Annotated in this window: 29 protein-coding genes; 19 read left to right on the top strand and 10 right to left on the bottom strand. The window is 68.7% G+C overall.

Annotation, left to right across the window (positions count from 1 at the left end; genetic code table 11):
- The first annotated feature begins 35 nt into the window (after positions 1–35).
- A complete protein-coding gene (locus NGJ44_RS03795; RefSeq protein ID WP_053245293.1) occupies positions 36–887 on the top strand; it encodes a sulfurtransferase in 852 nt (283 codons plus the stop codon).
- A gap of 16 nt (positions 888–903) precedes the next feature.
- Here the strand turns inward: NGJ44_RS03795 and NGJ44_RS03790 are convergent, their stop codons facing one another.
- Positions 904–1,473, bottom strand: coding sequence for a phosphonate degradation HD-domain oxygenase (locus NGJ44_RS03790; RefSeq protein ID WP_053245292.1), 570 nt, complete (start codon positions 1,471–1,473; stop codon positions 904–906).
- A gap of 58 nt (positions 1,474–1,531) precedes the next feature.
- Positions 1,532–2,395, bottom strand: a complete 864-nt coding sequence (locus tag NGJ44_RS03785) for a LysR family transcriptional regulator (RefSeq protein ID WP_053245291.1) — start codon at positions 2,393–2,395, stop codon at positions 1,532–1,534.
- Between the two features lie 142 nt (positions 2,396–2,537).
- Here NGJ44_RS03785 and NGJ44_RS03780 point away from each other — a divergent pair, with 142 nt between their 5' ends.
- The 5 genes from NGJ44_RS03780 to NGJ44_RS03760 all read left to right on the top strand — a co-directional run bounded on the left by NGJ44_RS03780 (position 2,538) and on the right by NGJ44_RS03760 (position 8,609).
- On the top strand, positions 2,538–3,668 hold the full coding sequence (locus tag NGJ44_RS03780) for a putative 2-aminoethylphosphonate ABC transporter ATP-binding protein (RefSeq protein ID WP_235490002.1): 1,131 nt from the start codon (positions 2,538–2,540) through the stop codon (positions 3,666–3,668).
- 28 nt (positions 3,669–3,696) lie between these two features.
- Positions 3,697–5,427: a putative 2-aminoethylphosphonate ABC transporter permease subunit gene (locus NGJ44_RS03775; RefSeq protein ID WP_251863179.1), complete on the top strand. Its 1,731-nt coding sequence runs from the start codon at positions 3,697–3,699 to the stop codon at positions 5,425–5,427.
- Between the two features lie 15 nt (positions 5,428–5,442).
- Positions 5,443–6,273 (top strand): phosphonoacetaldehyde hydrolase, encoded by an 831-nt coding sequence (gene phnX, locus NGJ44_RS03770; RefSeq protein ID WP_251863144.1) that lies wholly within the window; start codon positions 5,443–5,445, stop codon positions 6,271–6,273.
- Positions 6,274–6,396: 123 nt separating this feature from the next.
- Positions 6,397–7,419, top strand: coding sequence for a putative 2-aminoethylphosphonate ABC transporter substrate-binding protein (locus NGJ44_RS03765; protein ID WP_053245894.1), 1,023 nt, complete (start codon positions 6,397–6,399; stop codon positions 7,417–7,419).
- 59 nt (positions 7,420–7,478) lie between these two features.
- Complete coding sequence (locus tag NGJ44_RS03760; protein WP_251863143.1) at positions 7,479–8,609, top strand: TIGR03364 family FAD-dependent oxidoreductase; 1,131 nt, start codon at positions 7,479–7,481, stop codon at positions 8,607–8,609.
- Between the two features lie 111 nt (positions 8,610–8,720).
- On the opposite strand, the gene NGJ44_RS03755 is transcribed toward NGJ44_RS03760, so the two are convergent.
- The 3 genes from NGJ44_RS03755 to NGJ44_RS03745 form a co-directional block, all read right to left on the bottom strand.
- Positions 8,721–9,866 carry an aromatic ring-hydroxylating oxygenase subunit alpha gene (locus NGJ44_RS03755; RefSeq protein WP_053245893.1) on the bottom strand — a complete coding sequence of 382 codons (1,146 nt, stop codon included), beginning with the start codon at positions 9,864–9,866 and terminating at the stop codon, positions 8,721–8,723.
- A 235-nt stretch (positions 9,867–10,101) separates the two neighbouring features.
- Complete coding sequence (locus NGJ44_RS03750; RefSeq protein WP_251863142.1) at positions 10,102–11,112, bottom strand: acyltransferase; 1,011 nt, start codon at positions 11,110–11,112, stop codon at positions 10,102–10,104.
- A gap of 182 nt (positions 11,113–11,294) precedes the next feature.
- Positions 11,295–12,263 (bottom strand): Bug family tripartite tricarboxylate transporter substrate binding protein, encoded by a 969-nt coding sequence (locus NGJ44_RS03745; RefSeq protein ID WP_251863141.1) that lies wholly within the window; start codon positions 12,261–12,263, stop codon positions 11,295–11,297.
- A 151-nt stretch (positions 12,264–12,414) separates the two neighbouring features.
- Here NGJ44_RS03745 and NGJ44_RS03740 point away from each other — a divergent pair, with 151 nt between their 5' ends.
- The 11 genes from NGJ44_RS03740 (at position 12,415) to NGJ44_RS03690 (ending at position 21,679) form a co-directional block, all read left to right on the top strand.
- Positions 12,415–13,275, top strand: coding sequence for an IclR family transcriptional regulator (locus NGJ44_RS03740; protein ID WP_251863140.1), 861 nt, complete (start codon positions 12,415–12,417; stop codon positions 13,273–13,275).
- A gap of 81 nt (positions 13,276–13,356) precedes the next feature.
- The gene (locus tag NGJ44_RS03735; RefSeq protein ID WP_053244999.1) at positions 13,357–13,623 is read left to right on the top strand and encodes an exodeoxyribonuclease VII small subunit; all 267 of its coding nucleotides are present in this window, start codon (positions 13,357–13,359) and stop codon (positions 13,621–13,623) included.
- Positions 13,624–13,630: 7 nt separating this feature from the next.
- Positions 13,631–14,542, top strand: a complete 912-nt coding sequence (locus NGJ44_RS03730) for a polyprenyl synthetase family protein (protein WP_053245000.1) — start codon at positions 13,631–13,633, stop codon at positions 14,540–14,542.
- 56 nt (positions 14,543–14,598) lie between these two features.
- On the top strand, positions 14,599–16,461 hold the full coding sequence (dxs, locus tag NGJ44_RS03725; protein ID WP_053245001.1) for a 1-deoxy-D-xylulose-5-phosphate synthase: 1,863 nt from the start codon (positions 14,599–14,601) through the stop codon (positions 16,459–16,461).
- A gap of 199 nt (positions 16,462–16,660) precedes the next feature.
- Positions 16,661–17,458: a GTP cyclohydrolase FolE2 gene (folE2, locus tag NGJ44_RS03720; protein ID WP_053245002.1), complete on the top strand. Its 798-nt coding sequence runs from the start codon at positions 16,661–16,663 to the stop codon at positions 17,456–17,458.
- A gap of 267 nt (positions 17,459–17,725) precedes the next feature.
- A complete protein-coding gene (gene rpsF, locus NGJ44_RS03715) occupies positions 17,726–18,103 on the top strand; it encodes a 30S ribosomal protein S6 (protein ID WP_053245003.1) in 378 nt (125 codons plus the stop codon).
- A gap of 47 nt (positions 18,104–18,150) precedes the next feature.
- Positions 18,151–18,474: a primosomal replication protein N gene (priB, locus tag NGJ44_RS03710; protein WP_053245004.1), complete on the top strand. Its 324-nt coding sequence runs from the start codon at positions 18,151–18,153 to the stop codon at positions 18,472–18,474.
- A gap of 106 nt (positions 18,475–18,580) precedes the next feature.
- The gene (rpsR, locus tag NGJ44_RS03705; RefSeq protein ID WP_006218308.1) at positions 18,581–18,853 is read left to right on the top strand and encodes a 30S ribosomal protein S18; all 273 of its coding nucleotides are present in this window, start codon (positions 18,581–18,583) and stop codon (positions 18,851–18,853) included.
- Between the two features lie 14 nt (positions 18,854–18,867).
- Positions 18,868–19,323, top strand: coding sequence for a 50S ribosomal protein L9 (gene rplI / locus NGJ44_RS03700; protein ID WP_053245005.1), 456 nt, complete (start codon positions 18,868–18,870; stop codon positions 19,321–19,323).
- A gap of 149 nt (positions 19,324–19,472) precedes the next feature.
- A complete protein-coding gene (locus NGJ44_RS03695) occupies positions 19,473–20,309 on the top strand; it encodes an RIO1 family regulatory kinase/ATPase domain-containing protein (RefSeq protein WP_251863139.1) in 837 nt (278 codons plus the stop codon).
- Positions 20,306–21,679, top strand: a complete 1,374-nt coding sequence (locus NGJ44_RS03690) for a replicative DNA helicase (protein ID WP_053245006.1) — start codon at positions 20,306–20,308, stop codon at positions 21,677–21,679. The genes NGJ44_RS03695 and NGJ44_RS03690 overlap by 4 nt, the downstream gene beginning before the upstream one ends.
- A gap of 39 nt (positions 21,680–21,718) precedes the next feature.
- Here the strand turns inward: NGJ44_RS03690 and NGJ44_RS03685 are convergent, their stop codons facing one another.
- The 5 genes from NGJ44_RS03685 to NGJ44_RS03665 form a co-directional block, all read right to left on the bottom strand.
- Positions 21,719–22,696, bottom strand: a complete 978-nt coding sequence (locus NGJ44_RS03685; protein WP_053245007.1) for a bile acid:sodium symporter family protein — start codon at positions 22,694–22,696, stop codon at positions 21,719–21,721.
- Between the two features lie 109 nt (positions 22,697–22,805).
- Entirely contained in the window at positions 22,806–23,789 is a 984-nt protein-coding gene (pdxA, locus tag NGJ44_RS03680) for a 4-hydroxythreonine-4-phosphate dehydrogenase PdxA (protein ID WP_251863138.1), read from the bottom strand.
- Positions 23,790–23,941: 152 nt separating this feature from the next.
- On the bottom strand, positions 23,942–24,247 hold the full coding sequence (locus NGJ44_RS03675; protein ID WP_053245015.1) for a hypothetical protein: 306 nt from the start codon (positions 24,245–24,247) through the stop codon (positions 23,942–23,944).
- An 87-nt stretch (positions 24,248–24,334) separates the two neighbouring features.
- Positions 24,335–24,793 carry an Lrp/AsnC family transcriptional regulator gene (locus NGJ44_RS03670; protein ID WP_053245014.1) on the bottom strand — a complete coding sequence of 153 codons (459 nt, stop codon included), beginning with the start codon at positions 24,791–24,793 and terminating at the stop codon, positions 24,335–24,337.
- Positions 24,794–24,912: 119 nt separating this feature from the next.
- A complete protein-coding gene (locus NGJ44_RS03665; RefSeq protein WP_053245013.1) occupies positions 24,913–25,521 on the bottom strand; it encodes a hypothetical protein in 609 nt (202 codons plus the stop codon).
- 142 nt (positions 25,522–25,663) lie between these two features.
- Here NGJ44_RS03665 and NGJ44_RS03660 point away from each other — a divergent pair, with 142 nt between their 5' ends.
- Together NGJ44_RS03660 and NGJ44_RS03655 are read left to right on the top strand one after the other, a co-directional pair.
- Positions 25,664–25,909 (top strand): hypothetical protein, encoded by a 246-nt coding sequence (locus tag NGJ44_RS03660; RefSeq protein WP_053245012.1) that lies wholly within the window; start codon positions 25,664–25,666, stop codon positions 25,907–25,909.
- 103 nt (positions 25,910–26,012) lie between these two features.
- Positions 26,013–26,234: a hypothetical protein gene (locus NGJ44_RS03655; RefSeq protein WP_235489616.1), complete on the top strand. Its 222-nt coding sequence runs from the start codon at positions 26,013–26,015 to the stop codon at positions 26,232–26,234.
- The last annotated feature ends 9 nt before the right edge of the window (positions 26,235–26,243 follow it).

Genomic DNA, 26,243 nt, shown 5'->3' with positions numbered 1-26,243 from the left:
CTGCCGCGATTTCCATCCGCAAAGGAGCACACCGAATGACGATGACGCTGATTACCGCCGCCGACCTGGCCGCCCGCCTTGGCGGCCCCGACGTGCTGGTGTTCGACGTGCGCCACGACCTGGCCGATCACGCGGCGGGCCGCCGGGCCTACGAGGCGGGGCACATCCCCGGCGCGCGCTACCTCGACCACGAAACCGAGCTCGCGGCGCCGCGCACCGGCCGGAACGGCCGCCATCCGCTGCCCGCGCGCGGCGAGTTCGCCGCACTCATGGCCGCCCACGGCGTAACCCCGCGGACCCTGGTGGCCGCCTATGACGCCAGCGGCGGCATGTATGCCGCCCACCTGTGGTGGATGCTGCGCTGGATGGGCCACGAGCGCGTGGCCGTGCTGGACGGCGGCTGGCAGGCCTGGCAGGCCGCGGGCCTGCCCGTCAGCGCCGAGCCGGCCCCGGCCGTCGAGCCGGGCAAGCCGGCGGAGCCCGGCCCGTCGCTGGCGGACACGGTCGATGCCGACGCGGTGCTGGCCAACATTTCCCGCCCATCCTTTACCGTGATCGACGCCCGCGCGGCCAACCGCTACCGCGGCGAGGTCGAGCCCATGGACCCGGTGGCCGGTCACATCCCGGGCGCGCTCAACCGCCCCAATGGCGAGAATCTCCGGCAGGACGGCCGCTTCAAGCCGGCCGAGACCCTGCGTGCCGAGTTCCTGGCGCTGCTGGACGGCCGCGACCCGGCCGCCATCGTGCACCAGTGCGGCTCCGGCATCACCGCCTGCCACAACCTGCTGTCCATGGAAATCGCCGGCCTGGGCGGATCGCGGCTCTACCCCGGATCCTGGAGCGAATGGTGCAGCGATCCGTCGCGTCCGGTGGCCAAGGGAGCCTGACGGGCCGGCGCGCCGCCTACCACACGGCGGCGAGTTTGACGCGCCCCGAGACGCTTTCGGCGATTTCCAGGAAATGATCCAGGGGCGGCGTGGCCAGCCCCGGCACCTTGGCCATGTCGTCCCAGCGCCTCAGCCGTATCGCGTCCGGCGCGCCCGGCATGCTCGCGAAATCCACCGCCTGGCCCGCATCGAAACTGCCCCCCTGCAGCGCCAGGCTGCGCCGCGAATCCGCCGAGAGCGACGCTTCATAGTGGGGCTCCACGTAGCAAAGATAGCGCTTGGCCTCCACGTGCAGGCGGATGGGGTCCAGCACCGCCGGTCCGAACAGCCCGCGCAGGAAGGGCAGCACGAAATACTGGTGCTTGTCGTCGATGCCGCGCAGCGTGGGCGTGCCGGGATGGTCGGCAATGAGATGGCCCAGGTCGTGCAGCAGGCAAGCGGTGATGAGATGGGGCCCGGCGCCGTTCTTTTCCGCCAGCCAGGCCGTCTGCAGCGCGTGGCGGAGGTGGCTCACGGATTCGCCATGATAGGAGCGGTGTCCGCGCTCCAGGAACAGGTTTTCGATGTCGTTCAGGGTCAAGGCCATGGTTGTCTCCTGATTGGCCGCAAGGGGAAGAGGGCGGGCCGTGACCGCGCCGCGGCGGTCAGCCGGCGGCCGGCGCCATCTCCAGGAACCGCGCGATCAGTTGCGCCGGCTGGCGCTCGCGCAGGCAATACAGGTATTCGTGCATCACGATGTCCGCGTCCGCGATGTCCAGCGTGGCCAGCTCGGGGTGGGTGGGGATCTCCCGCGAGGGAATGAGGCTGACGCCCAGCTGGCACAAAATGGCCTGCCGGATGGATTCGCGGCTGCCGATCTCCAGCGTCCGGCGCACCCGCACGCCGGCCGAGGCCAGTGCTTCTTCGGTGAGCTGTCGGGTCATGGAACCCGGCTCGCGCAGTAGCAGGGCGTGGTCCGACAGCTCGGCCAGGGAGGCCCGGCCACGGCGCGCCAGCGGATGGTCGCGGTGTGTCACGATGCGGATCGGGTCGGCCGCGATCGTCTTCCGGTACAGATGCCGGTCGTCCACGAAGAAGGACGAGGTGGCGATCTCGATGCGGTAGTCGTGCAGCGCCTGCAGCATGCCCTGCGAATTTCCGATCGCCACCGTGAGCTCGATGCCCGGATAGCGCTGGTTATAGCGCCGCACGGTGTCCATGATGTAGTAGGGGCCGGTGGCCCCCACCCGCAGGCTGCCCTCGCGCAGCTCGCTCGCGTCGCGCAGCCGGAAATCGATCTCGGTTTCCTGCTGCACCAGCTTTTCCACCATGGGCATCAGCCGCTGCCCCGCGTCCGACAGCCGCATGCCGCGTCCCTGGCGGTGAAAGAGCTCCACGCCGTAGCGCGACTCCAGCTGGCGAAGCTGGCCGGTGACGGTGGGCTGGCTCACGCCGAGCTGGGCGGCCGCCTTGGTGACGGTGCCGCAGCGGGCGACGGCATAGAATGACTTGAGTTCGGCGACGAGCACGGGGTGGCGGCGATGGACGCGGTGGGCAGGACCGCCAGTACACCAAAGAATCTTGATGTTTTTATTACTGCATTTGCGCGTAGTGTCATAAACGCTCAATACGGCGCACACATACTGCACCTGTTCCAAAGCGGGAGGCGAAATGCTCCAACGCGACAACAGGTATTCCGCCCGGCAGGCCGCCGGCGGCGACAAATCCCGGCAGCCCTCGGATGGTTTTCTGTCCGTGCGCAACCTGGTCAAGCGCTACGGCAGCCATACCGCGCTGGCCGACATTTCGCTGGACATCCGGGCGGGCGAACTGGTCTGCCTGCTGGGGCCGTCGGGCTGCGGCAAGACCACGCTGCTGCGCGCTATCGCGGGGCTGGAGCGGCAGGACGCCGGCGCCATCGTGCTGTGCGGGCGCGACATTTCGCATGCGCCGCCCCAGGAGCGCGACTACGGCATCCTGTTCCAGTCCTACGCGCTGTTTCCCAACCTCACGCTGGCGCAGAACGTGGCCTATGGCCTGAGCGGCAAACGCGCGCACCGCCGCCACGTGCAGGCGCGCGTCGAGGAGATGCTGACCCTGGTGGGGCTGGCCGGCTCGGCGGATAAGTATCCGGGCCAGATCTCCGGCGGCCAGCAGCAGCGGGTGGCCCTGGCGCGGGCGCTGGCCCCCTCGCCTTCGCTCCTGCTGCTGGACGAGCCCATGTCGGCGCTGGACGCGCGGGTGCGCGAACACCTGCGCATCGAGCTGCGCGCGCTCCAGAAGCGCCTTTCCATCACCACGCTCATGGTGACGCACGACCAGGAAGAGGCCATGGTCATGGCCGACCGCATCGCCGTCATGAACGGCGGCGTCATCGAGCAATTCGGCACGCCGCGCGAACTCTACCGGCAGCCGGGGTCGGCCTTCATTGCCGATTTCGTGGGCGAGGCCAACTGGCTGCCGTTCGAGCGCATCGACAGCCATCGCGCCCGCGTCGGCCGCCACGAGCTGGCGGTGGACGCCGCGCTGCAGACCGGCACGGGCAAGCTGTTCGTGCGTCCGGAAGCCGTGCGCGTCAGCGCGGCGCCGGCCGGCGACCGGGTCAACGCGATGCTGGCCGACGTGCTGGACGGCGTGTTCCTGGGCCGCGGCTACCGTCTCGCGCTGCGCCTGGAGGGAGTGCCCGGCGCGACCGTGCATTCCATCGTATCCCCCGAAACCGGAGACGCCCTGCTGGGCCCTCACGCCGCCAGCCGCTGCTGGGTGGAGTTGCCGCGCCATGCGATACGCGCCTACGCTTGACGACGCCGCCCTGCGCGAGCGCGAAGCCATGCGCGGCGACGCGGCGCAGGGCGCCGCCAGGCCGGCCCTGGGCCGCCGGGCGCTGCCCGCCTGGGCCGGCCGGCTCGGCCTTGGGCTGGGCCTGGGCGGGCTGGCGCTGGGACTGGCCGTGTTCCTGGGACTGCCGCTGGCGGCCATACTGCTGAAGTCGGTGACGAACGATGCCGGCTGGGCCGGACTGTCGGTGCTGGCGGGCATCGTCGCCGGCGACGGCTTCCTCGCCATGGTGGGGCGCAGTTTCGCCGTGGGCGGGGTGACGACGCTGCTGGTGGTGCCCGCGGCCTATGCCTTCGCGTATGGCCTGACCCGCACCCGCCTGCCCGGCAAATCGGCGCTGCGCACGGCGGCGCTGCTGCCGTTGCTCGCGCCATCGCTGCTGCCCGGTATTGCGCTCGTGTACCTGCTGGGCAACCAGGGCCTGCTGAAAAGCCTGACGGGCGGCGCCACCATCTATGGGTTCTGGGGCATCGTGGCGGGCGAGGCGTTCTACACCTTCCCGCATGCGCTGATGATCCTGCTCACCGGCCTGGCGCTGGCCGACGGACGCCTCTACGACGCGGCGCGCGCCATGGGGGCGGGGCCGCTGCGCACGTTCGCCACGGTGACGCTGCCGGGCACCCGCTACGCCGTGTTCTCCGCGTGCTGCGTGGTGTTCACCCTGACCGTGACGGACTTCGGCGTTCCCAAGGTCGTGGGCGGCGACTACAACGTGCTGGCCATGGAAGCCTACAAGGCAGTCGTGGGACAGCAGGACTTTCCCAAGGGCGCGACCATCGGCATTTTGCTGCTGCTGCCCGCGGTCCTGACCTTCGCGCTCGACCGCCGGCTGCGGGCGCGCCAGGGCGCACAGCTCACCGGCCGCGCCCAGCCCTACGCCGCCGGTCCCAACCGCGGCCGCGACGCCGCCTTTCTCGGCCTGTCCGGCCTGGTGGCCGCCTTCCTCCTGCTCATCATCGGCGTGGCCGTGTGGGCGTCTTTCATCAGGATGTGGCCCTACAACCTGTCCCTGTCGCTGCGCTCGTACGATTTCGACAACATGGACGGCGGCGGATGGCTGGCATGGCGCAACAGCCTGCGGCTCGCGGGCTGGACCGCCGCCCTGGGCACGCTGACCGTTTTCCTGGGCGCATGGATGATGGAGAAAGTGCCGGCGCGCGGCGTGGCGGCGCGCGGGTTGCGCGGGCTGGCCGGCATGCTGGCGCTGATGCCCATGGCGGTGCCGGGCCTGGTGCTGGGGCTGGGTTATATCTTTTTCTTCAACAGCCCGTCCAATCCGCTCAACGCGCTGTACGGCACCATGCCGCTGCTGGTGCTCTGCACGGTGGTGCATTTCTACACCAGCGCCCACCTCACGGCCACGACCGCGCTCAATGCGCTGGATCCGGAGTTCGAGGCGGCCTCGGCCTCGCTCAAGGTGCCGCGGCTCGTCACGTTCTTCCGCGTCACGCTGCCCATGTGCCTGCCCGCGGCGCTGGATGTCGCACGCTATCTGTTCGTTTCCGCCATGACCACCGTGTCGGCCGTGGTGTTCCTGTACAGCCCACCCACCGTGCTGGCGGCCGTGGCGGTGCTCAACATGGACGACGCGGGCTTCATCGGACCCGCGGCCGCCATGTGCACCGTAATCATGGCCAGCTCCGCGGCGGCGGCGCTGCTGCTGCACCTGGCCAGCCGGGCCCTGGTGGCGCGCACGCAGGCGTGGCGCCGTCCGGCCGCCTGAACTCTTTACGCAAGGATGATATCCATGACTGCTACCCCATTGCCCGCCGAGCTGGAGGCGGTGATTTTCGACTGGGCCGGCACCCTGGTCGATTTCGGCTCTTTCGCGCCCACCCGCGTGTTCGTGGACGCTTTCGCCCAGTTCGGCATGGAGGTGAGTCTCGAACAGGCCCGCGGCCCCATGGGCGTGGGCAAGTGGGACCACATCCGCGCCCTGTGCGACGAGCCCGCCATCGCGAACCAGTACGAGGCCCGCTTCGGCCGCCTGCCCACGGACGACGACGTGACCGCCATCTACGAGCGCTTTCTGCCCATGCAGCTCGAGAAAGTGGCCCAGTATTCGGCGGCCATTCCCGGCGCGGCGGAGCTGCTGCGCGCGCTGCGCCGGCAGGGCCTGAAGATAGGCTCGTGCTCCGGCTACCCGTCCAGCGTGATGCGCCGTGTGGTCGAGCGCGCCGCGGCCGAAGGGCTGGAGCCGGACTGCATCGTCGCCAGCGACGACGTGCCGCGCGCCCGTCCGGCCCCGGCCATGGCCTTGAAGAATGTCGTCGAGCTGGGCATCTCGGACGTGGCCGGCTGCGTCAAGGTCGACGACACCGCGCCCGGCATCGAGGAAGGGCGGCGCGCCGGCATGTGGACCGTGGGCCTGCTGCTGTCGGGCAACGCCGCCGGGCTGGCGCTCGACGAGTACCTGAAGCTGGACGAGGCGGGCCGCCAGCAGGCCCGCGAGCGCGCGCGCCGCGAACTGTCTCCGGCGGGGCCGCATTACCTGATCGACACGGTGGCCGATCTGCCGGCTGCCCTTGCCGACGTGCAGGCACGCCTCGCGGCGGGCAAGCGCCCCTGATTTCCGCATCGCCTATCGAAAGATAGCCCTCAACCCGTTTTCGCACGATCTCCTGGAACCCGCGCCGCCGGTTCCGGCGGTTTCCTGCGTCCCGTTTTCCGCTCACCCACGGAGTTTTCATCCATGAAACGCTACAAGCTGCTTGCCCTGGCCGCCGCGCTGGCCGGCCTGACGAACACCGCTGCCGCCGCCACCACGCTGACGGTCTACACCGCCCTGGAGGCGGACCAGATCAAGGCCTACCAGGCCGCGTTCGAGAAGGCCCATCCCGACATCAAGATCCAGTGGGTGCGCGACTCCACCGGCATCATCACCGCCAAGCTGCTGGCGGAAAAGAACAACCCCAAGGCCGACGTGATCTGGGGGCTGGCGGGCACCTCGCTCGGCCTGATGGAAAAGGAGGGCATGCTGCTGCCTTACGCGCCCAAGGGGCTGGAGCAGATTTCGCCCAAGATGCGCGACGCCAAGGCCGAGCCGGCCTGGGTCGGCATGGACGCTTTTGCCGCGGCCATCTGCTTCAACACGGTCGAGGCGGAAAAGCAGAAGCTGCCCAGGCCCGCTTCCTGGGAAGACCTGGCCAAGCCGGTGTACGCGGGCAAGATCGTGATGCCGAATCCGGCATCGTCGGGCACCGGCTTCCTGGACGTCAGCGCCTGGCTGCAGCTGTTCGGCGAGGACAAGGGCTGGGCCTACATGGACGCGCTGCACAAGAACATCGGCGCCTACACGCATTCGGGCTCCAAGCCCTGCAACATGGCGGCGGCCGGGGAGTTCCCGATCGGCGTCTCGTTCGATTACCGCGCCGCCAAACTCAAGGCCGACGGCGCGCCGGTGGAAGCCGTGTTTCCGTCCGAGGGCCTGGGCTGGGAAGTGGAGGCGACCGCCATCGTCAAGGGCACCAGGCATCTCGACGCGGCGCGCAAGCTGGCCGACTTTTCCGCCAGCCGCGCAGCCAACGAGCTCTACAAGACCAACTTCGCGGTGCTGGCGATTCCCTCGGTGGCCACGGCCAACCCGAACCTGCCGGCCGACCTGGAGAAGCGCATGATCGACAACGATTTCGCCTGGGCCGCCGCCAACCGCGACCGCATCATCGCCGAATGGACGCGCCGCTACGACGGCAAGTCCGAGCCGAAGAAGAAGTGATGTCCGCCCCGGCCGCCCCCGGCGGCCGGGATTTTCCGTGCGTATCGATGAAGTGCGAAATGAAGACTTTTGACGTAATCGTGGTGGGCGCAGGCATGCTGGGCATCGCGCACGCCTGGGCGGCGGCGCGCCGTGGCCTTTCGGTTGCCGTGATCGAGCGCAGCCGGCAGGCGCATGGCGCCACGATCCGCAATTTCGGCCAGGTGATCGTGACGGGCCAGGCGCCGGGCCTCATGCTTTCGCATGCGCAGCAGACCCGCGAGCTGTGGCTGGAACTCGCCAAAGACGCGGGGTTCCACGTGCGCGCCAACGGCAGTCTGGTGCTGGCGCGCTGCGCGGAGGAGGCCGACGTGCTGGCGGAGTTCGCCGAAACGCGCCTGCGGCAGGAAGGCTACCGCGCCGAGCTGCTGTCTGCCCGCGAGCTGGGGGGGCTGTATGACGGCCGGCTCGCGCACCATTGCGCGGCCCTGCGCGGCCAGGACGACCTGCAGATCTATTCCCGCGAGGCGCTGCCGGCCATCACGCGCTACCTGGCCGAGTCGCTGGGCGTGCGGTTCGTCACCGGCACGCTGGCGCGCGCGGCGGCGCAGGGCCGGGTGGAAACCAGCGCCGGGGAGTTCCAGGGCTCGCACGTGTTCGTGTGCCCCGGCCACGATTACCTGACCGTGCTGCCCGGGCTTTTCGCGCCGCTGAGCCTGGAAGTGGCCCGGCTGCAGATGCTGCGCGCGGCGTTCGAAACGCGCCCGGTGGCGTTGGACCGGCCGCTGCTCACGGGCCTGTCCTGCGTGCACTACGGCGCGTTTTCCGACCTGTCCTCGGCGCGCGCGCTGCGCGAGGTGATCCAGGCCCGCACGCCCATGCTGCTCGAGAACGGCATCCACCTGCTTATCAGCCCCACGCCCTACGGCGAACTCATCATCGGGGACTCGCACCATTACGGGCAGGACGCGCTGCCGTTCAACGACGAAGCGGTGGACGACGCGCTGCTCGACCTGGCCTCGCAGACCCTGGGCGCCCGTCTGCGCGTGGTGGAGCGCTGGCAGGGCGTGTACGGGGCGCACGGCCCCGCGCCTTTCTCGGTGTTGCGGGCCGACGAGCGCACCACGGTGGCGGTGATGCACAGCGGCGTCGGGATGACGGTCGGCCTGGCCATCGGCGAGCGCGCCGTCGCCGAAGCAGCCGGGCGCTGATCGCGGCCGCCGCGCCGCAAAAAAGAAACCCGCCAGCCTGCGCGAGCAGGGGGCGGGTTTCGCATGGGCCCCGACGGGGGGGCTGTCCGGGGCGCCGGGACGACGGGCGGGCTATACGTCCCCCATGATGCGGCGGTACCACTCGTGAAAGTGCTGCATGCCGTCTTCCATGGGCGACTGGTACGGGCCGGTTTCGTTTACGCCGCGCTGCATCAGGGCCTTGCGGCCGGCATCCATGCGCTCGGCGATCTCGTCGTCCTCGATGGCCGTTTCCATGTAGGCGGCGCGCTGCGCCTCGACGAACTCGCGCTCGAAGGCCACGATTTCCTCGGGGTAGTAGAACTCCACCACGTTCACGGTTTCCTGGGGGCTCTTCGGATACAGCGTGGACAGCACCAGGACGTGCGGATACAGCTCGATCATGTGGGTGGGGAAGTACGTGACCCACACTGCGCCGAAGTCCGGCGTCTCGCCTTCGCGGAAGGCCAGCAGGCGGTCATGCCACTGCTTGTACACGTCCGATCCGGGCTGGGCCAGCGCGTTGTGCACGCCCACGCGCTGCAGGCTGTACCAATCGTTGAACTCCCAGCTCAGGTCGTCGCAGGTGACGAAGCGCCCCAGGCCCGGATGGAAGGGCCCCACATGGTAGTCCTCGAGGTAGACCTCGATGAAGGTCTTCCAGTTGTAGTTGCACTGGTGCACCTCCACGTGATCGAGCACGTAATCGCCGAAATCGAATTCCGGCCGCGAGAACAGCGGCGCCATGTCGGCCGCCGGGTCGCGCGGGCCCTCGAACAGCAGGCCGTGGCAATCGCGCAGGCGGTAGCGCTGCAGGTTCATGCAGGGCGTGCTTTCGAATTGGGGCGCGCCCAGCAGCTCGCCCTGGGCGTTGTACGTCCAGCGGTGCAGCGGGCATACGATGTTGCCGCCGGTGGCCTTCAGCGTGCCGTGCGTGTTGCAGTTGCCGCCCACGTTGCCGGTTTCGCCGCCGAGCATGAGCGCCTGGCGGTGGCGGCAGACATTTGAGATGAGTTCGACGCCTTGCTGGTTGCGAACCAGCACACGCCCTCCGTTTTCCTGGACCAAGGTACGCCAATCCCCGATTTCGGGCACCAGCTTCTGGTGGCCGACGTATAGCGAGGATTGCTTGAAAATGAGTTCTTGCTCGCGGGCAAAGAGGGCTTCGTCAAAATAGGCGCTGACGGGGAGCTGGGTGCGAGCTGGCACGACGTGTGCCATCCGACCAATGTCGGTCATGATTCCCTCCGCTCGGATAAAAAAGCCAGGACGGCTGAGCTGCCGGCATGCTTTCTGCCGGGCGGTTCCGTTCTGGCGCGAAGAAAAATCGGTCTGGCCGATCAAACAAGGCTGGGATTGTACCCCAACCCTGCAACCCGCGCCCGCGGCCTGTCCCGCTCATGCGTCACCGGCCGGACGGCGGATTGCGCTGGCGCAAATGCGCCGGAAAAAACGCGTTGCGCGGCCGTGCTTGCTACACCAGCCGGCGCGTCGCGGGATGCCGGCGCAGCAGCCAGCTAATGAGCGCGGACAGCGCGAACACGGCCGCCGCCACCAGGGGCACGGTCCACGCGCCGCCCGGCTTGCCCTGCATGGCGCCGGCCCGCTTCGCCACGTCGAGAAACAAGGGGTGGATGAGATAGACGCCGAAGGTCAGGGGCGCGAGCGCCGGCAGCCGCGGCAGGCGGGGCGAGGACACGATGCATTGGAATGCCGCCAGCGACATGAACGGCACGGTGACGCTGAAATAATCATAGAAGTACGTATTGAGGCCCCGGGCGCTCGACAGCAGGTGCACGCCCAGCGCGGTGGCCGCCACCGACAGCGCCAGCACCAGCCCGGGGCGCGGAATGCGCATCTCTCCATCGAAAATCAGACGCCCCGCCACGAAGTAGCCCAGATAGGGCAGGAACCAGGTCAGGAAAAATCCCGCCGGCGCGTGCAGGGCCTGCCGGTAGAGGGCGTCCAGGATGGCGAGGCCCAGGATGCCCACCACCCACAGCGCGCGCGCCGGGGGCGCGCTGCGGGCATAGAGCGCCCGCACCAGCGGGGCGAACAGGTACAGCCCCACGATCATGTACAGGTACCAGAGGTGGTAGTACGGTTCGCCCTGCGCCACCTTGCGGGGCCAGAACGAGATGTCGATGACGCCGTCGTCCCACCAGTCCAGCGCCGTGCGCCAGCCCAGATAGAAAAGGGACCAGAAGACCAGCGGGGCGCAGATGCGGGCCACCCGGCGGGCGTAGAAGCGGCGAGGATCCAGCGGCCTGGCCGGATCCAGCAGCAGGGCGCCGCTGACCATCACGAATACCGGCACGCACCAGCGCGCGGCCGAGTCATAGAGATTGGCGGCCAGCCATGCGCCTTGCCCGTAGGCGGCCGGCTCGCTCACGATGAGGGCGGCGCTGTGCAGCAGCACCACGGCCAGGGCCGCCAGCCAGCGGGCGGCGTCGAGTCGGTCGTAGCGGTCAGTGTCCTGCGGCATGGCTCCTCGCGTGTGGCGCAAAACGCCCGTCCTGGGGCGTTCTGCCATGTCTTCACCTTATCAGCGGGGAGCGCGGGGACGCTGTATCGAGGCGTTAATACTGGTTAACCCCGATCACCGGCCGCCGCAGGCCGCCGCGTTCGGCCTGCGGCGGCCTACGTTTTGTCACCAGGGCGGCCGGCCTATTGCAGGACGATATGAGCCTGCCTCACAAGCTGTTCCACCACCGGCTTTTCGTTCCGGATCTGCTGTTCCAGCTCCGCGGCCGTACCGGACTTGGGGGCGATGCCCATGTCGAGCATGCGTTTGGCCACCTCCGGGTCGCGCAGCGTGTCGGCCAGGGCGCCCTGCAACCTGGCCAGCACGGAGGCGGGCGTGCCCTGGGGCGCCACGAAGCTGAACCAGGCCGTCATGTCGAAAGCGGGGTAGCCTTGTTCGGCCAGCGTCGCCACCTTGGGCTCGCTGGGCAGCCGCGTGGGGCTGGTGATGCCGAACACCTTGACCTTGCCCGCGTCGGCCTGGGGCATGCCGGTGGCCACCATGTCGAAGAACAGGTCCACGTCTCCGCTGATAAGGGCGGGCAGGGCCTGCGTGGCGCCCTTGAACGGCACGTGCAGGATGTCGATGCCGGCCTGCTTCTTGAAGAGCTCGCCCGCCAGGTGGGACGAGGTGCCGGGCCCGAAGGTGGCGAACGTCAGCTTGCCCGGATGCTGCCTGGCATACGCCACCAGCTCCTGCGTGCTGTTGAAGGGCCGCTTGGGGCTGGACAGCAGCACCAGCGGGCCGATGCCCACCATGCCGATGGGCGCGAAGCCGTCCGGGTCGTAGGGCAGTTCCTTGTACAGGTAGCGGTTGGTGACCAGGGTGGAGTTGGTGGCCATGAGAATGGTGTAGCCGTCGGGCTTCTCGCGCGACACGAAGGACGCGCCGATGGACGTGCCCGCGCCGGCCTTGTTTTCCACGATCATGGCCTGGCCCAGGCTCTTGGCCATGCGCTCGGCCAGCAGGCGGGTCAGCACGTCGGTGGCGCCCCCGGCGGGAAAGGGCGAAACCACCTTGATGGGGCGCGACGGGTAGGTGTCGGCCTGGGCGCCGAGCGCGGCAGCGCTGAGCATCAGGGTGGCGAGCAGTTTGAGTCCGGTGCGAATCATGTTTTCCCCTTGGAATCGCGTGGAGTGGGTGGGTTTTCCGGGCAGGCTGCCTTTTCCCGGCTTGCCAGCCTGGCCGAGCCTGGTTTAAATTCCGATGTATGGAATTTAATTTTGTTATTCGGAATAAAATATAAAAACGAAGCGAGCCGAAATGCAATCTTTTTCTGCCGGCAAGCCCGGCCGCCTTCCGGCGCTCAAGCCCGACCAGCAGCCCGAGCCCAGCCAGCCCGCGCGCCGCAAGCGCAAGACGGGGCCCGCCACGCAGCCGCCCGCGCAGTCGCCCGATTTCATTACGGCGCTCGCGCGCGGGCTGGACGTGCTGCGCTGCTTCCGGCATGGCGCGGGCGCGCTGGGCAATCTGGACCTGGCCCGTCTTACCGGCCTGCCCAAGCCCACCATCAGCCGCATTACCTACACGCTTACGGAGCTGGGTTATCTGCGCTATCACGGCGACACGGGCAAATATTCGCCGGGCTACGGCGTGCTGGCGCTGGGTTATGGCCTGCTGGCGGGCCTGGAGGTGCGCGAGCTGGCGAAATCGTCCATGAACGAACTGGCCGCGGCCACCGGGGCCGCGGTGGCGCTGGGGGCCTTCGACGGCGACGCCATGACCTACGTGGAAGCGGTCCACGGCTCCTCGGCGCTGTACCTGCGGCTGCCGGTGGGGTATCGCGCCAGCCTGGACAGCGCCATGGGGCTGGCCTATCTCGCCAGCCTGCCCCGGCACGCGTGCGACGCCGTCCTGGCGCGCGCGCCGCAGGGCGCGCCCGCCCCGCAGGCCATGGAGCGCGCCCGCGCCGAGCTGGCCGCCCAGGGCTGCTGCTTCGCCATCGGCCAGTGGCAGCCGGGCATCAATGCGGCAGCCGTCCCGTTCGTGTCCCTGACGGGAGAGGGCGTGTTCGTGATGAGCTGCGGCGGCCCCGAGAGCCTGTTGCCCGAGGCCGAGCTGCGTTCGCGCGTGGCGCGGTCGCTGCGCGAGGCCGTGGCCCGCCTGGATGCCCGCCGCGCATAATGCGCAAGGCGCATCGCGGGCCGGGTTGCCGATCTCGTACAATTCACGGATTGATCCACCCTCTAGCTCCTGGAGATCCGCTTGGCCCAATCCCCGCAAGCCGACACGCAGCACGGCGACCGCCCCTTGCCCCAGGATTTCGAAACGGCGCTGGCCGAGCTCGAAGCGCTGGTGGCGGCCATGGAAGACGGCTCGCTGCCGCTGGAGCAGTCGCTGGCCGCCTACCGGCGCGGCGTGGAGCTGACCCGTATCTGCCAGGAGCGCCTGGCGCAGGCCGAGCAGCAGGTGAAGGTGCTGGAAGGCGATTTGCTGCGCCCGCTCGACCCGTCGGCGCTGGATGACGAATAACAACCGGATGAAGCAAATTCAACTCGCTTTCCCCGAGTGGCTGCACGCGCGCGCCCGGCACGTCGAAGACGTGCTGGACGAGCTCATGCCGGCCGCCGACGCGCCTCCCGTCCGCCTGCACGAGGCCATGCGCTATGCCGTGCTCGGTCCCGGCAAGCGCGTGCGGGCCGCGCTGGTGTACGCCGCGGGGCAGGCCTGCCCCGTCAGCGGCAGCGTGCTGGCCATCGAGGCCTCGCTGGACCGCGCCGCCGCGGCGGTGGAACTGATACACGCCTATTCGCTGGTGCACGACGACTTGCCGTGCATGGACGACGACGTGCTGCGGCGCGGCCGTCCCACGGTGCATGTGCAGTTCGACGAAGCTACCGCCATGCTGGCGGGCGACGCCCTGCAGCCCCTCGCGTTCGAATGGCTGGCGTCCATGCCGATCGCGCCGGCGCTCATCGTCCAGGCCACGCAGGCGCTGGCCCGCGCCTCGGGCAGCCTGGGCATGGCGGGCGGCCAGGCCATCGACCTCTGCAGCGTGGGCCGCAGCCTGTCGCGCGACGAGCTGCAGACCATGCACAGCATGAAGACCGGCGCCATGCTGGCCTGCAGCGTGGCGCTGGGCGGCATCGTGGCGGGCGCGAGCTCGGCGGCGCGCCAGGCGCTGGACGCCTACGCGCAGGCCATCGGGCTGGCGTTCCAGGTGGTGGACGATATTCTCGACGTCACGGCCGACAGCGCCAGCCTGGGCAAGACGCCCGGCAAGGATGCCGCCGGCAACAAGCCCACCTATGTTTCCCTGCTGGGCCTGGACGAGGCGCGCGCCTTCGCCCAGGAGCTGCGTGGCGCGGCGCTGGCCGCGCTGGAGCCGCTGGGCGAGGCCGGCTCGAGGCTCGCGCAGCTTGCCGATTTCATTGTTCTGCGGGACCGCTGAACCGCGACCCGCCCGGCCGCCGCGGCGGCGACGGGCCAACGAAAACCATAGTTAGCATGACGACAGACCTACTGGACCGCATTCAATCCCCGGCCGACCTCAAGGGACTGGACCGTCGCGAGCTGAAGAAACTCGCCGACGAGCTGCGCGGCTTCGTGCTGGAGTCCGTGTCCAGGACCGGCGGGCATCTGTCGTCCAACCTGGGTACGGTGGAGCTCACGCTGGCGCTGCACCACGTTTTCGACACGCCGCACGACCGGCTGGTCTGGGACGTGGGCCACCAGTCCTATCCGCACAAGATCCTCACCGGCCGCCGCGCCGGCATGGCCCGGCTGCGCCAGCAGGGCGGCATCTCGGGCTTTCCCAAGCGCAGCGAGTCCGAGTACGACGCCTTCGGCACGGCGCATTCGTCCACCTCGATCTCGGCGGCGCTGGGCATGGCCGTGGCCTCGCGCAATGCCGGCGTGCAGCGCCAGCACATTGCCGTCATCGGCGACGGCGCCATGTCGGCCGGCATGGCGTTCGAGGCCATGAACAACGCGGGCGTCACGCCGGGCATCAACCTGCTGGTGATCCTGAACGACAACGACATGTCGATCTCGCCGCCGGTGGGCGCGCTCAACCGCTATCTCGCGCGGCTCATGTCCGGGCGCTTTTACGCGGCCGCCAAGAACGTGGGCCGCGCCGTGCTGCAGCACGTGCCGCCCGTGCTGGAGCTGGCCCGCCGCTTCGAGGAGCACGCCAAGGGCATGGTCACGCCGGCCACGCTGTTCGAGGAATTCGGCTTCAACTACGTGGGTCCCATCGACGGCCACGATCTCGACGCGCTGGTGCCCACGCTGCAGAACCTCAAGGCCCTGCAAGGGCTGCAGTTTCTGCACGTGGTGACGCGCAAGGGGCAGGGCTACAAGCTGGCCGAGGCCGACCCCGTGCTCTATCACGGCCCGGGCAAGTTCGATCCCGCCGTGGGCATCCAGCAGGCCAAGGTGCCGGGCAAGCGCACCTTCACGCAGGTCTTCGGCAAGTGGGTGTGCGACATGGCCGAGAAAGACCCGCGCCTGGTGGCCATCACGCCCGCCATGCGCGAGGGCAGCGGCCTGGTCGAGTTCGAGCAGCGGTTTCCGATGCGCTACTTCGACGTGGGCATCGCCGAGCAGCACGCCGTCACCTTCGCCGCCGGGCTGGCCTGCGAGGCGCAGAAGCCGGTGGTGGCCATCTATTCCACCTTCCTGCAGCGCGGCTACGACCAGTTCATTCACGACGTGGCGCTGCAGAACCTCGACGTGACCTTCGCCCTGGACCGCGCCGGCATCGTGGGCGCCGACGGCGCCACGCACGCGGGCAACTACGACATCGCCTTCCTGCGCTGCGTGCCCAACATGGTGGTGGCCACGCCTTCCGACGAGAACGAAACCCGCCTGCTGCTTTCCACCTGTTACGAGCATCCCGGCCCGGCATCGGTGCGCTATCCGCGCGGCGCGGGCCGCGGCGCGCCGGAGTCGGACGGCCTGGAGACGGCGCCGCTGGGCCGGGGAGTGGTGCGCCGCGAAGGCGCGAAAATCGCCGTGCTGGCCTTCGGCACGCTGCTGCAGCCCGCCCTGCAGGCCGCCGAGGCGCTGGGCGCCACGGTGGCCGACATGCGTTTCGTCAAGCCCATCGACCGCGAACTCATCCTGGACCTTGCCGGCCGCCACGACGCCCTGGTCACCCTGGAAGACGCCGCCATCATGGGCGGGGCGGGCAGCGCCGTGCTCGAAGTCCTGAGCGCGGCCGGCGTGCAGGTTCCCGTGCTGCAACTGGGCTATCCGGACGAGTTCATCGACCACGGCGAGCAGTCGGCGCTGCTGGCGGGGCTGGGCCTGGACGCGGCCGGCATCGAGAAGTCCATACGCGCCCGCTACGGCGCGCTGCTGGGCTGATGCCGGCGGGGCCGGGCGGCATTGGCACGCATTGGCAACGTCCGTGAAACGCTCTGTTCTCCCGGGCTGGCCTACGGATGAAAGGGTTTTCCCGGGCGGAAAAAGCAGGATGGGCGATAATGACGCCCTTCCATATTGTGTCAACTGGGCTGGCGCGGGGCGCATCCTCCCGCCGCCGCGCCGAGACAGGTAAGCCGAAATGAATTCTCCGATCGATCCCGCCATCGTGATGCCCGACGTCCAGAGCTCGGCGGACACGCGGCACATCCCGATCCAGCGCGTGGGCATCCGTGGCGTGCGCCACCCCATGCTGGTCGAGGCCGCCGATGGCGCGGCGCAGGCCACGGTGGCCAACTGGACCCTCACCGTGGCGCTGCCCCCCGAAGAAAAGGGCACCCACATGTCGCGTTTCGTGGCGCTGCTCGAAAAATACCGCAGTACGCCCATGACGCCGGCGCTGTTCCGCGCCATGGCCGCCGACATGCTGCCGCTGCTGCACGCCGAGCGCGGCGACATCACCGCCGCCTTCCCGTACTTCATCAACAAGTCCGCGCCGATTTCCGGCGTGCAGAGCCTGATGGACTACGAAGTGCAATGGATCGCCCGCGCCCAGGCCGGGCACGTGGAGTTCGAAATGGTGGTGCAGGTGCCCGTCACCAGCCTCTGCCCGTGTTCCAAGGCCATTTCCGAGTACGGCGCGCACAACCAGCGCTCGCACGTCACGGTGTCGGCGGTGCTGGGCGACGAGGTCGGCATGGACAGCCTCATCCGCCTCATCGAGGACGAGGGCTCCTGCGAGCTCTGGGGCCTGCTCAAGCGGCCCGACGAGAAGTTCGTCACCGAGCGCGCCTACGACAACCCCAAGTTCGTCGAAGACCTGGTGCGCGACGTCGCGGCCCGCCTGAATGCGCATCCCGGCGTGGCGCGCTACCGCGTCGAGGCCGAGAATTTCGAGTCCATCCACAACCACTCGGCCTACGCCGTCGTCGAAGGCTAGGCGGGGCAGGGCGTATCCCCGCGCGGCCTGGCTCCGGGAGCCAGGCGCCACGTCCCCATTTCATCGGGGAGGGCGGCGACTTGCGCCCAAGCGCGCGTTCGGCGATAATCGAGAGCTTTCTTGCTCGATCGCCCGAGAATTGCGCCCATCCATCTACGGAATCGGGCCGCCTTTTTCGAGCGACGGGCTGCCCCTTGCGGCGCATGTCGGGCCCGGATGTCCGGGCGGCGCGTGCGGCCTGCAAGACATCCACAAGGAGTTTTACGCATGCGTCACTACGAAGTAGTGTTTATCGTTCACCCCGACCAGAGCGAGCAAGTGCCCGCCATGGTCGAGCGTTACCAGGCGCTCGTCACCGGCCAGGGCGGCTCGGTGCACCGCCTGGAAGACTGGGGCCGCCGTCAACTGGCCTACCCGATCCAGAAGCTCGTCAAGGCGCACTACGTGTGCATGAACATCGAGTGCGGCCAGGCCACCCTCGATGAGCTCGAGCATTCGTTCCGCTACAACGACGCCGTGCTGCGCCACCTGGTCATCAAGACCAAGAAGGCGCCCACCGCTCCCTCGATCATGATGAAGTCGGTCGAGCGTGAAGAAGCCCGCAAGGCTTCGGCGGAAGCCGCCACGGCCCAGGCCGCCGAGTAAGCGCTCGCAAGAGCCCGTTCCGTCACGTCTCCGCGGCGCCAGGCACGATGAACAAGCTGGAGCTCAGCGCCCGCGTCCTCGAATGCGAGCCTTTGCGCCATACGCCGGCCGGCCTGCCGGCCCTCGAAATGGTGCTGGCGCATGAGTCGGAAATCGTCGAGGCGGGCCTGCCGCGCCGCGTCGAGCTGACCATAGGCGCAGTGGCCCTGGGCGATTTGGCGCGGATGCTGGCCAACACGGCGCTGGGCACCGAGCTGCAGGTCGAAGGCTTTCTGGCTCCCGTCCGCAAGGACTCGGTCAAGCTCAAGCTGCACATGCAGCGGGTGCGCAAGACCGGAGGCAGCGCAGGCGGCGACCCGCTGGTGGCATGAACGGAACAGGCACGGGCGCGAAGGCGCCTTCTGAAAACGGATAGGTTACGGAGTCTGGCCCCTGCAAAGGGTAGAACGGCTCCTCTCAAACAAAGAGGCACATATCATGGCTTTCTTCGGAAAACGCAAGGAAAAACGCAAATTCACGCAGCAGAACCCGCTCTTCAAGCGCCGCAAGTTCTGCCGCTTCACCGCCGCCGGCGTCGAAGAGATCGACTACAAGGATCTGGACACCCTGCGCGACTTCGTGCAAGAAAACGGCAAGATCATCCCGGCTCGCCTGACCGGCACCAAGGCTATCTACCAGCGCCAGCTGGACACCGCCATCAAGCGCGCGCGCTTCCTGGCCCTGTTGCCTTACACCGATAACCACAACTGATCCGGGGCACTGAAATGCAAGTTATTCTGCTCGAAAAAGTCGTCAACCTGGGCAACCTGGGCGAAGTCGTGCGCGTGCGCGATGGCTATGCCCGCAACTTCCTGATTCCTCAGAAAAAGGCCCGTCGCGCGACCGACGCCGCCCTGAAGGAATTCGAAGCCCGCCGCGCCGAACTGGAAAAGATCCAGGCCGAGAAGCTGGCCGCCGCCCAAGCGGTGGGCGAGCGCCTGAACGGCCAGCAGGTCAAGATCGTCCAGAAGGCAGGCGTGGACGGCCGCCTGTTCGGCTCGGTCACCAATGCCGACATCGCCGAAGCCCTGCGCAAGGCCGGTTTCGAAACCGTCGAGAAGGCCCAGGTCCGCCTGCCGGCCGGCCACCTCAAGGCCATCGGCGAGTACCCGGTCCAAGTCGCCCTGCACGCTGACGTCGTTTCCGACATCACCGTCGTGGTCGAAGGCGACCTGGCCTGATCGGCGCTTCACGCTGAAGAAGCCGGCCTTGCGCCGGCTTTTTTTCTTTGCCCGGCGGATCGCCCGGGCGCGCGCTTTGCGTTTTTCGCGGGACGGTAATAGTCTTTGCGGATTTCTTTCAAACGCCGTTACGCACACAGAGGAACTTCTTGACCCCGCCCGCACATCGCAACGCGCCGCCAGGATTGCGAGCCTGGCTCGACCAGCAGGATTCCGCGCGTGAGCCTTCGGTGCGGGATGTGAAGATCGACGGCGTGCGGTGCATCGTCAAACGCCGCCGCCCCAGCCTGGCGCGCGGCGCGGGCTATGTGCTGCGCTACCTGCGCGCGCTGGCGCTGGGCGTGGGCTGCAAGCTCGCGCTGGGCGAATTCCCGCGCCCGGGCGTGCTGCTGCGCAACGGCCTGGCGCACGAGGCCGAGCGGCTGGCCCGGCTGCTGGAGGCCGGCTGCCGCGTCCCGGAAGTGTGGTGGCAGCAGCGCAACCTGCTGGTGCTCGAATTCGTGGGCGACGACCTGGCCGATCTCATCCGCAACGGCGAGGAGGCCGAGCGCGAGGCCCTGGCCCGCGCGGCGGCCGCCGACCTCGCCGCCTTCCACCTGCGCGGGCTGTGGCACGGCGGCGCGCAGATCCGCAACGTCACCCTGCGCGACGGCGAGCTGTGGCGCATCGATTTCGAGGAAAACATCGGATCGGCGCTGTCGCGGCCGCTGGCCCAGGCATACGACCTGTTCCAGCTGCTGGCCTCGCTGGCGTCCCTGCGGGCCCTGCCCGACGACAGCGCGCGCGCCCTGGGTAAACTGGCGCTTGAAGTCTATTTCGAACACAATCCCGATCCGGCGTTGCGCAGCCGTCTCAGACGCATGGCGCGCCTGGTCGCTGTCGCGGCGTCGGCGCTGCGGCCCGTCGTGGGCCGCGTGCGTTCTCGCGATATCCAGGGTTTTTTCCGGCTCGCGGACATCCTGCGGCCCTTATTGACGAAGCCATGACCACTCCTGCCGATCCCCAGCTCGAATACCTGCGCGTTCCTCCTCATTCGATCGAAGCGGAACAGTCGGTCCTCGGTGGACTGCTGCTCGACAACGCCGCCTGGGACCGTATCGCCGACGTGCTGGTCGAAGAAGACTTCTACCGGCACGACCACCGCCTGATCTGGCACCACATCGCCCGCCTGATCGGGCTGGCGCGGCCCGCCGACGTCATTACCGTCAATGAATCGCTGGTCAGCGCCGGCAAGGCCGAAGAGGCCGGCGGCCTGGCCTATCTGAATGCGCTGGCGCACAACACGCCCTCGGCCGCCAACATCCGCCGCTATGGCGAGATCGTGCGCGAGCGCGCCATGCTGCGCAAGCTGGTGTCCATCGCCGACGAGATCTCCGCCGCGGCCATGAATCCGCAGGGCAAGGAAGCCCGCCAGCTGCTGGACGAAGCCGAATCCAAGGTGTTCCAGATCGCCCAGGAGGGCGCGCGCGGCTCGGCCGGCTTCCAGGAGATCCAGCCCCTGCTCACCCAGGTGGTGGAGCGCATCGACGAGCTTTACCACCGCGAAGGCAATTCCGACGTGACCGGCGTGCCCACGGGCTTCACCGACCTCGACAAGATGACCTCGGGCCTGCAGGGCGGCGACCTCATCATCGTGGCGGGCCGTCCCTCCATGGGCAAGACCTCGTTCTCCATGAACATTGGCGAGCACGTGGCCATCGAGCAGGGCCTGCCCGTGGCGGTTTTTTCCATGGAAATGGGGGCGGTGCAACTCGCCATGCGCATGCTGGGTTCGGTCGGCCTGCTCGACCAGCACCGCATGCGCACCGGCAAGCTGATCGCCGAAGACTGGCCGCGCGTGACGCACGCCGTGCAGCTCATGCAGGACGCGCAGGTCTACATCGACGAAACGCCCGCGCTCAGCCCCATGGAAGTGCGCGCCCGCGCCCGGCGCCTGGCGCGCCAGTGCGGCCAGCTCGGGCTCATCATCATCGACTACCTGCAGCTCATGTCGGGCAACGGTTCGGGCGAGAACCGCGCCACCGAAGTGTCGGAGATCAGCCGCTCGCTCAAGGGTCTCGCCAAGGAACTGAACTGCCCCCTGATCGCGCTTTCGCAGCTCAACCGCAGCCTGGAACAGCGCCCCAACAAGCGGCCCGTGATGAGCGACCTGCGCGAATCGGGCGCCATTGAGCAGGATGCCGACGTGATCCTGTTCATCTACCGCGACGAGGTGTACAACCCCGATTCGCCGGACAAGGGCACCGCCGAGATCATCATCGGCAAGCAGCGCAACGGCCCCATCGGCACGGTGCGCCTGACCTTCCAGGGCTCCAGCACCCGCTTCCTGAACTTCACCGCCGCGCCGCAGTACTGAGCCCGCCGGGCGGCCCCGGGCGGGGCCGCGCGCGCCGCGTCAGTGCGCGTGCTCCGGGCGCTGCGCGAAGCGCCCGGCCAGCACGCCGCAGACCATGAGCTGGATCTGGTGGAACAGCATCAGCGGCAGCACGATGGCGCCCACCGCATGGCCCGCGAACAGCACCTGCGCCATGGGTATGCCGCTGGCCAGGCTCTTCTTGGAACCGCAGAAGAGCAGGGTGATGCGGTCTTCCACGTTGAACCCCAGTACCTTGCCCGCCAGCGCCGACAGTCCCAGCGCCAGGGCGAGGATCACGATGCAGCAGGCCACCAGGCCGGCCAGGGCGGGAATCGGCGTGTTGTGCCACAAGCCTTCGTTGATGGCTTCCGAGAATGCCGTGTACACCACCAGCAGGATGGAGCCCTGGTCGACGATCTTGAGCATGGCCTTGCGCCGGTGCACCCAGGCGCCGATCCAGCGGCGCATGAACTGGCCCAGCACGAAGGGCAGCAGCAGCTGCAGCATGATCTTGCCCACCGCGTCGAAGGAAATCGGCGCGCTGCCGGCATTGGCCACCACCGTGCCCACCAGCAGCGGCGTGACGAAAATGCCGAGCAGGCTCGACGCCGAGGCGCTGCACACCGCCGCCGGGACGTTGCCGCGCGCCATCGACGTGAAGGCGATCGCCGATTGCACCGTCGCCGGCAGGCAGCACAGGAACAGGACGCCCAGGTACAGCCCGGGCGTGACCAGCGGTTCGAGCACCGGCTTGAGCGCCAGCCCCAGCGCCGGGAACATGAGAAAGGTGGCCGAGAAAATCGTCAGGTGCAGCCGCCAGTGCGTCAGACCCGCGATAACGGCCTCGCGCGACAGGCGCGCGCCGTGCAGGAAGAACAGCAGCCCCACCGCGACGTTGGTGATCCAGCTGAACACCCGCACGCCCTGTCCGTGGGCAGGCAGGATGCTGGCGATGATGACGGTGCAGACGAGATAGAGCGTGAAGCGGTCGGGCAGGAGGCGGGCGAGGCGTTGCATGGAAAGGAGAAGGGCGAAATGAAAAGGCGCGCCGCGGCACGGCGCGCCGGAAACCGGGGCGTATTGTAGTCGCTGCGGCTCCGGGCCCGCCCCGCCTTGTCCCCCGGCTCTAGGCGGGCGTCATGGCCAGCGCGAGATCGAAGGCGGCGATGAGCGAGGCCGGGTCGGCCACGCCCTTGCCCGCGATGTCGAAGGCGGTGCCGTGGTCCACGCTGGTGCGCACGAAGGGCAGGCCGACGGTGACGTTCACGCCGTGGTCCAGGCCCAGGTACTTGACCGGGATGAGGCCCTGGTCGTGGTACTGCGCAACCACGATGTCGAATTCGCCGCGGCGGGCGCGCATGAACACCGTGTCGCCCGGCCACGGGCCGCTGGCGTCCAGCCCCTCTGCGCGCGCGCGCGCGACGGCCGGGGCGATGATGTCCATGTCTTCGCGGCCGAACTTGCCGCCTTCGCCCGCATGCGGATTCAGGCCCGCCACCGCCACGCGCGGCCGCACGATGCCCATCTGCCGACAGGCGCGGTCGGCCAGGCGCATGGCCGTCAGTTCGGCCTCGGGGGTGATGCGCGCCATGACGTCGGCCAGCGCCACGTGGATGGTCACCAGCAGCACGCGCAGCTCGTCGTTGGCCAGCATCATCGCGAAATCGCGTGTGCCGGTGCGGTCGGCCAGGATTTCGGTGTGCCCGGGGTAGTCGACGCCCGCCTCGTGCATGGATTTCTTGTTGAGCGGCGCGGTCACGATGGCCCGGATCCGTCCCGCGGCGGCGTCGTCGATGGCGGCGCAGACGTAGTCGTAGGCGCCCCGGCCCGCGGCCGCGCTGATTCTTCCCATGGGCAGGTCGGCCGGCAGCGCCGGCCCGCAGGCGATCACCTCGAGGCTGCCGGCCCGGCAGCGGGCCTGGCCCACGTTGGCGATTTCGGCGATTTCCAGCCGTGCGCCCAGGGTTTCGGCGGCGCGGCGCAGCGCGCCCGCGTCTCCATACACTACGCACGGGGCTTGCAGGCCCTGGGCGTAGGCCTTGACGACGATTTCGGGGCCGATGCCGGCGGCATCGCCCATGGTGATGCCCACAGGCAGGGAAGAGGTCACGATACGGGACGGCTACAGAGAGAAAGCCCGCCGCGCCGCGCCGCCGGCCGCCGCCCCGAGGGGAGGGCTGGCGCCCGGGCGCGGCCCGCGGCCGGAAAAACCCGGCGCGCCATCGCGCCGGGCGGACAGGGCTATGCTACACCGCGCGGCGGTCAGGATGCCGGCTGCTTGGGCGGCTGCACCGCTTCGCACTGGAACGTGACGGTGGCGCGCTTGGGCGTGAGGCCGGTGGCGTGATTGGAGGTGATCTCGGGCTTGACCAGCTTGCGGCCGTCTTCCTGGCAGTACTGCTCGGCGCGTTTCAGGGCCTGGTTCTTGAGTTCGACCCAGGTCATCCACTCCGCGCCCGAGCTGTGCGTGACCTGATAACGGTCCTTGTTCACGGCGGTGACGCTGCTCATGCTGGCGCAGCCGGCCAGCGCAAAGACGACGAAAACGGGGGCGAGTCGGGCGATCATGGGAAATCCAGAAACGTTCACGGGCAGAATTACAACACGCTGCCGGCCCGCCGCAAAACGCCGGATCCCAAGCCGCGTCGGCGCCCCCTAAGCGGCGTTCACGGCGCCGCGGCGATCGATCTTGCGGCTCAGCACGATGGAGGTCTGCGTCTGCTTGACGCCGTCGATCAGGCCGATGCGGTCCAGCAGCGCATCCAGCTGTTCGTGCGTTTCGCAGCGCAGGAAGATCAGGTAGTCGTATGGGCCGCTCACCGACGACACTTCTTCCACCTCGGGCATCTTCTCCAGCTCCCGGATGACCGCCGCGGGCATCTTGGGCAGCACGCTGATGAAACAGTACGCGCGGACGGCCGCGTCCTCGAGGCGGCGGCCCAGGCGCACGCCATAGCCCGCCACCACGTGCTCGCGCTCCAGCCGGGCGATGCGCGCCACCACCGTGCTGCGCGCCAGTCCCAGCTTGCGCGCCAGGATGGCCGCCGGCTCGCGGGCATTGGCCTGCAGCAGGCTCAGGAGCTTGCGGTCGATGGCGTCCAGTCTTTCGTTCATGGGCGATATGGGCCTGTCCGTGCCGATGGCCGAAGGTACAGGCCGCGCCCGCCCGCGTCAATGCGCGCCGCCCCTTCGAGGAGGCTCGCGCGGCGGGCAGCGGGCAAGGGGCAGGGCCCCTACCCGTCGGATTCCGGCGGGATGCCGCCCCGGTAGATGCGGCCGTCGAATTCGAAGCGCGTGATGGTCTTGAAGGCCGCGTCGAAGACCCGGTCCCGGCTGGCTTCGTCCAGCCCGGGCGCGTCGGCCAGCACGAAGCGGCAGAGGTCGATGTCGCTGTCGTAGAAGGCGCTGTGCACGTGCCGGTCCACCCCGAATTCGTGCGCCCAGTGGGCGAACTCGCGCAATTGCTCCATTTCGTGGAACGCGCCGTTGCGGCTGACCAGCAGGATGCCGAACTGGCGGTCTTCGTCGGGCGTGGGGGCGGGAGCCGGCGCGTCGGCGGCGGCCTGGCCGGGGTCGTCATAGTCGAAGCGGGCGCCGATGTCGCGCATGGCCTGCAGCACGCGCTGCCATTGGGTTTCGTCGAGCGAAAGCCGCGCGGCCAGATAGAAGAGGCGCTGGCGCCCCAGCGCGCGCGGTTCGGGGCCGCCCGTGTAGCTGGGCCAGGGCGTGGCCTCGTCGAGGCCGGCCAGCTCGCCCATGCGCGCATCGCTGTAGCCCAGGCGCGCCTGCAGGCTTTGCAGCGCGCGGGCGTCGGGCGGAACATAATTGCGGAGGGTTTTCATGGACGCTCTCCGGTGGGTGGCGGCAATCCGGCGGCGCCGTTTCCGCGCACGGCGATTCCATGCTAGCGCGCCCGGCGGACCCTGCCAACCCGGAAATGCGCCATGCTAGGATGCGCGGCGATGAGATTGCCAGGAGGCTCTTATGGATACCCAGGAACAGATTGCCGTTATCGTGCACACCATTTCTCACCAGGGCGGACGCATCGATGCGCTTAACGCGGTCTTGTCGTCCATGCTGCGCGTGGCCCGCAACTCGCCGGGCCTGCGCGAGGCCATCGAGGCCCAGCTCGAGCAGAACTACTCCGACCTGCTTGCCCGTTCGGAAAACCCGCAGTACGTGGCGGGCTTCGAAAGCGTGCGCGATCTCGTGCTGGCCGCGCTCAAATAAGGCGCCGGGCGCGAAGCGCCACGGGGCGCGCGTTGCGCGTTAATATGCGCCCCCTATGCGGAATCAGTATCGATCGGAAAGGGGCGTCGGGCCGGGGCGGCGCGTGTCGGAAGCGGCGAAGCTGGCGTCGTTCGATCCGGGCAAGCTGACGCCGGAGGCGCGCGAAAGCTGGGATCGCCTGGGCCACGGGTTCAAGGCCTGGCACGATTTCGACCAGCGCCATCCGGTCTTGCGCCGGCTGGCTTTTCTGCCCCTGCTGGGGCGCTGGTACCGCAATGCCCGGCGCCGCCACGTGCTGCGGGCCAGCGGCAGGCTGGTGGTCTGACCCGCCGGT

Origin of the sequence: Achromobacter sp. Marseille-Q4962 (assembly GCF_943737005.1) — a bacterium.
In the GTDB taxonomy this organism is placed as follows: domain Bacteria; phylum Pseudomonadota; class Gammaproteobacteria; order Burkholderiales; family Burkholderiaceae_B; genus Achromobacter.
Note: the sequence above shows the minus strand (reverse complement) of the source record. Positions and strands in the feature narration are given on the sequence as shown.

What these genes read in the sequence shown, in the direction of transcription:
- NGJ44_RS03795 (WP_053245293.1), top strand. Translation starts at nt 36, where the DNA reads ATGACGATGACGCTGATTACCGCCGCCGACCTGGCCGCCCGCCTTGGC.
- NGJ44_RS03790 (WP_053245292.1), bottom strand. Translation starts at nt 1,473, where the DNA reads ATGGCCTTGACCCTGAACGACATCGAAAACCTGTTCCTGGAGCGCGGA.
- NGJ44_RS03780 (WP_235490002.1), top strand. Translation starts at nt 2,538, where the DNA reads ATGCTCCAACGCGACAACAGGTATTCCGCCCGGCAGGCCGCCGGCGGC.
- NGJ44_RS03775 (WP_251863179.1), top strand. Translation starts at nt 3,697, where the DNA reads ATGCGCGGCGACGCGGCGCAGGGCGCCGCCAGGCCGGCCCTGGGCCGC.
- phnX (WP_251863144.1), top strand. Translation starts at nt 5,443, where the DNA reads ATGATATCCATGACTGCTACCCCATTGCCCGCCGAGCTGGAGGCGGTG.
- NGJ44_RS03765 (WP_053245894.1), top strand. Translation starts at nt 6,397, where the DNA reads ATGAAACGCTACAAGCTGCTTGCCCTGGCCGCCGCGCTGGCCGGCCTG.
- NGJ44_RS03760 (WP_251863143.1), top strand. Translation starts at nt 7,479, where the DNA reads ATGAAGACTTTTGACGTAATCGTGGTGGGCGCAGGCATGCTGGGCATC.
- NGJ44_RS03755 (WP_053245893.1), bottom strand. Translation starts at nt 9,866, where the DNA reads ATGACCGACATTGGTCGGATGGCACACGTCGTGCCAGCTCGCACCCAG.
- NGJ44_RS03750 (WP_251863142.1), bottom strand. Translation starts at nt 11,112, where the DNA reads ATGCCGCAGGACACTGACCGCTACGACCGACTCGACGCCGCCCGCTGG.
- NGJ44_RS03745 (WP_251863141.1), bottom strand. Translation starts at nt 12,263, where the DNA reads ATGATTCGCACCGGACTCAAACTGCTCGCCACCCTGATGCTCAGCGCT.
- NGJ44_RS03740 (WP_251863140.1), top strand. Translation starts at nt 12,415, where the DNA reads ATGCAATCTTTTTCTGCCGGCAAGCCCGGCCGCCTTCCGGCGCTCAAG.
- NGJ44_RS03730 (WP_053245000.1), top strand. Translation starts at nt 13,631, where the DNA reads ATGAAGCAAATTCAACTCGCTTTCCCCGAGTGGCTGCACGCGCGCGCC.
- dxs (WP_053245001.1), top strand. Translation starts at nt 14,599, where the DNA reads ATGACGACAGACCTACTGGACCGCATTCAATCCCCGGCCGACCTCAAG.
- folE2 (WP_053245002.1), top strand. Translation starts at nt 16,661, where the DNA reads ATGAATTCTCCGATCGATCCCGCCATCGTGATGCCCGACGTCCAGAGC.
- rpsF (WP_053245003.1), top strand. Translation starts at nt 17,726, where the DNA reads ATGCGTCACTACGAAGTAGTGTTTATCGTTCACCCCGACCAGAGCGAG.
- priB (WP_053245004.1), top strand. Translation starts at nt 18,151, where the DNA reads ATGAACAAGCTGGAGCTCAGCGCCCGCGTCCTCGAATGCGAGCCTTTG.
- rpsR (WP_006218308.1), top strand. Translation starts at nt 18,581, where the DNA reads ATGGCTTTCTTCGGAAAACGCAAGGAAAAACGCAAATTCACGCAGCAG.
- rplI (WP_053245005.1), top strand. Translation starts at nt 18,868, where the DNA reads ATGCAAGTTATTCTGCTCGAAAAAGTCGTCAACCTGGGCAACCTGGGC.
- NGJ44_RS03690 (WP_053245006.1), top strand. Translation starts at nt 20,306, where the DNA reads ATGACCACTCCTGCCGATCCCCAGCTCGAATACCTGCGCGTTCCTCCT.
- NGJ44_RS03685 (WP_053245007.1), bottom strand. Translation starts at nt 22,696, where the DNA reads ATGCAACGCCTCGCCCGCCTCCTGCCCGACCGCTTCACGCTCTATCTC.
- NGJ44_RS03675 (WP_053245015.1), bottom strand. Translation starts at nt 24,247, where the DNA reads ATGATCGCCCGACTCGCCCCCGTTTTCGTCGTCTTTGCGCTGGCCGGC.
- NGJ44_RS03670 (WP_053245014.1), bottom strand. Translation starts at nt 24,793, where the DNA reads ATGAACGAAAGACTGGACGCCATCGACCGCAAGCTCCTGAGCCTGCTG.
- NGJ44_RS03665 (WP_053245013.1), bottom strand. Translation starts at nt 25,521, where the DNA reads ATGAAAACCCTCCGCAATTATGTTCCGCCCGACGCCCGCGCGCTGCAA.
- NGJ44_RS03660 (WP_053245012.1), top strand. Translation starts at nt 25,664, where the DNA reads ATGGATACCCAGGAACAGATTGCCGTTATCGTGCACACCATTTCTCAC.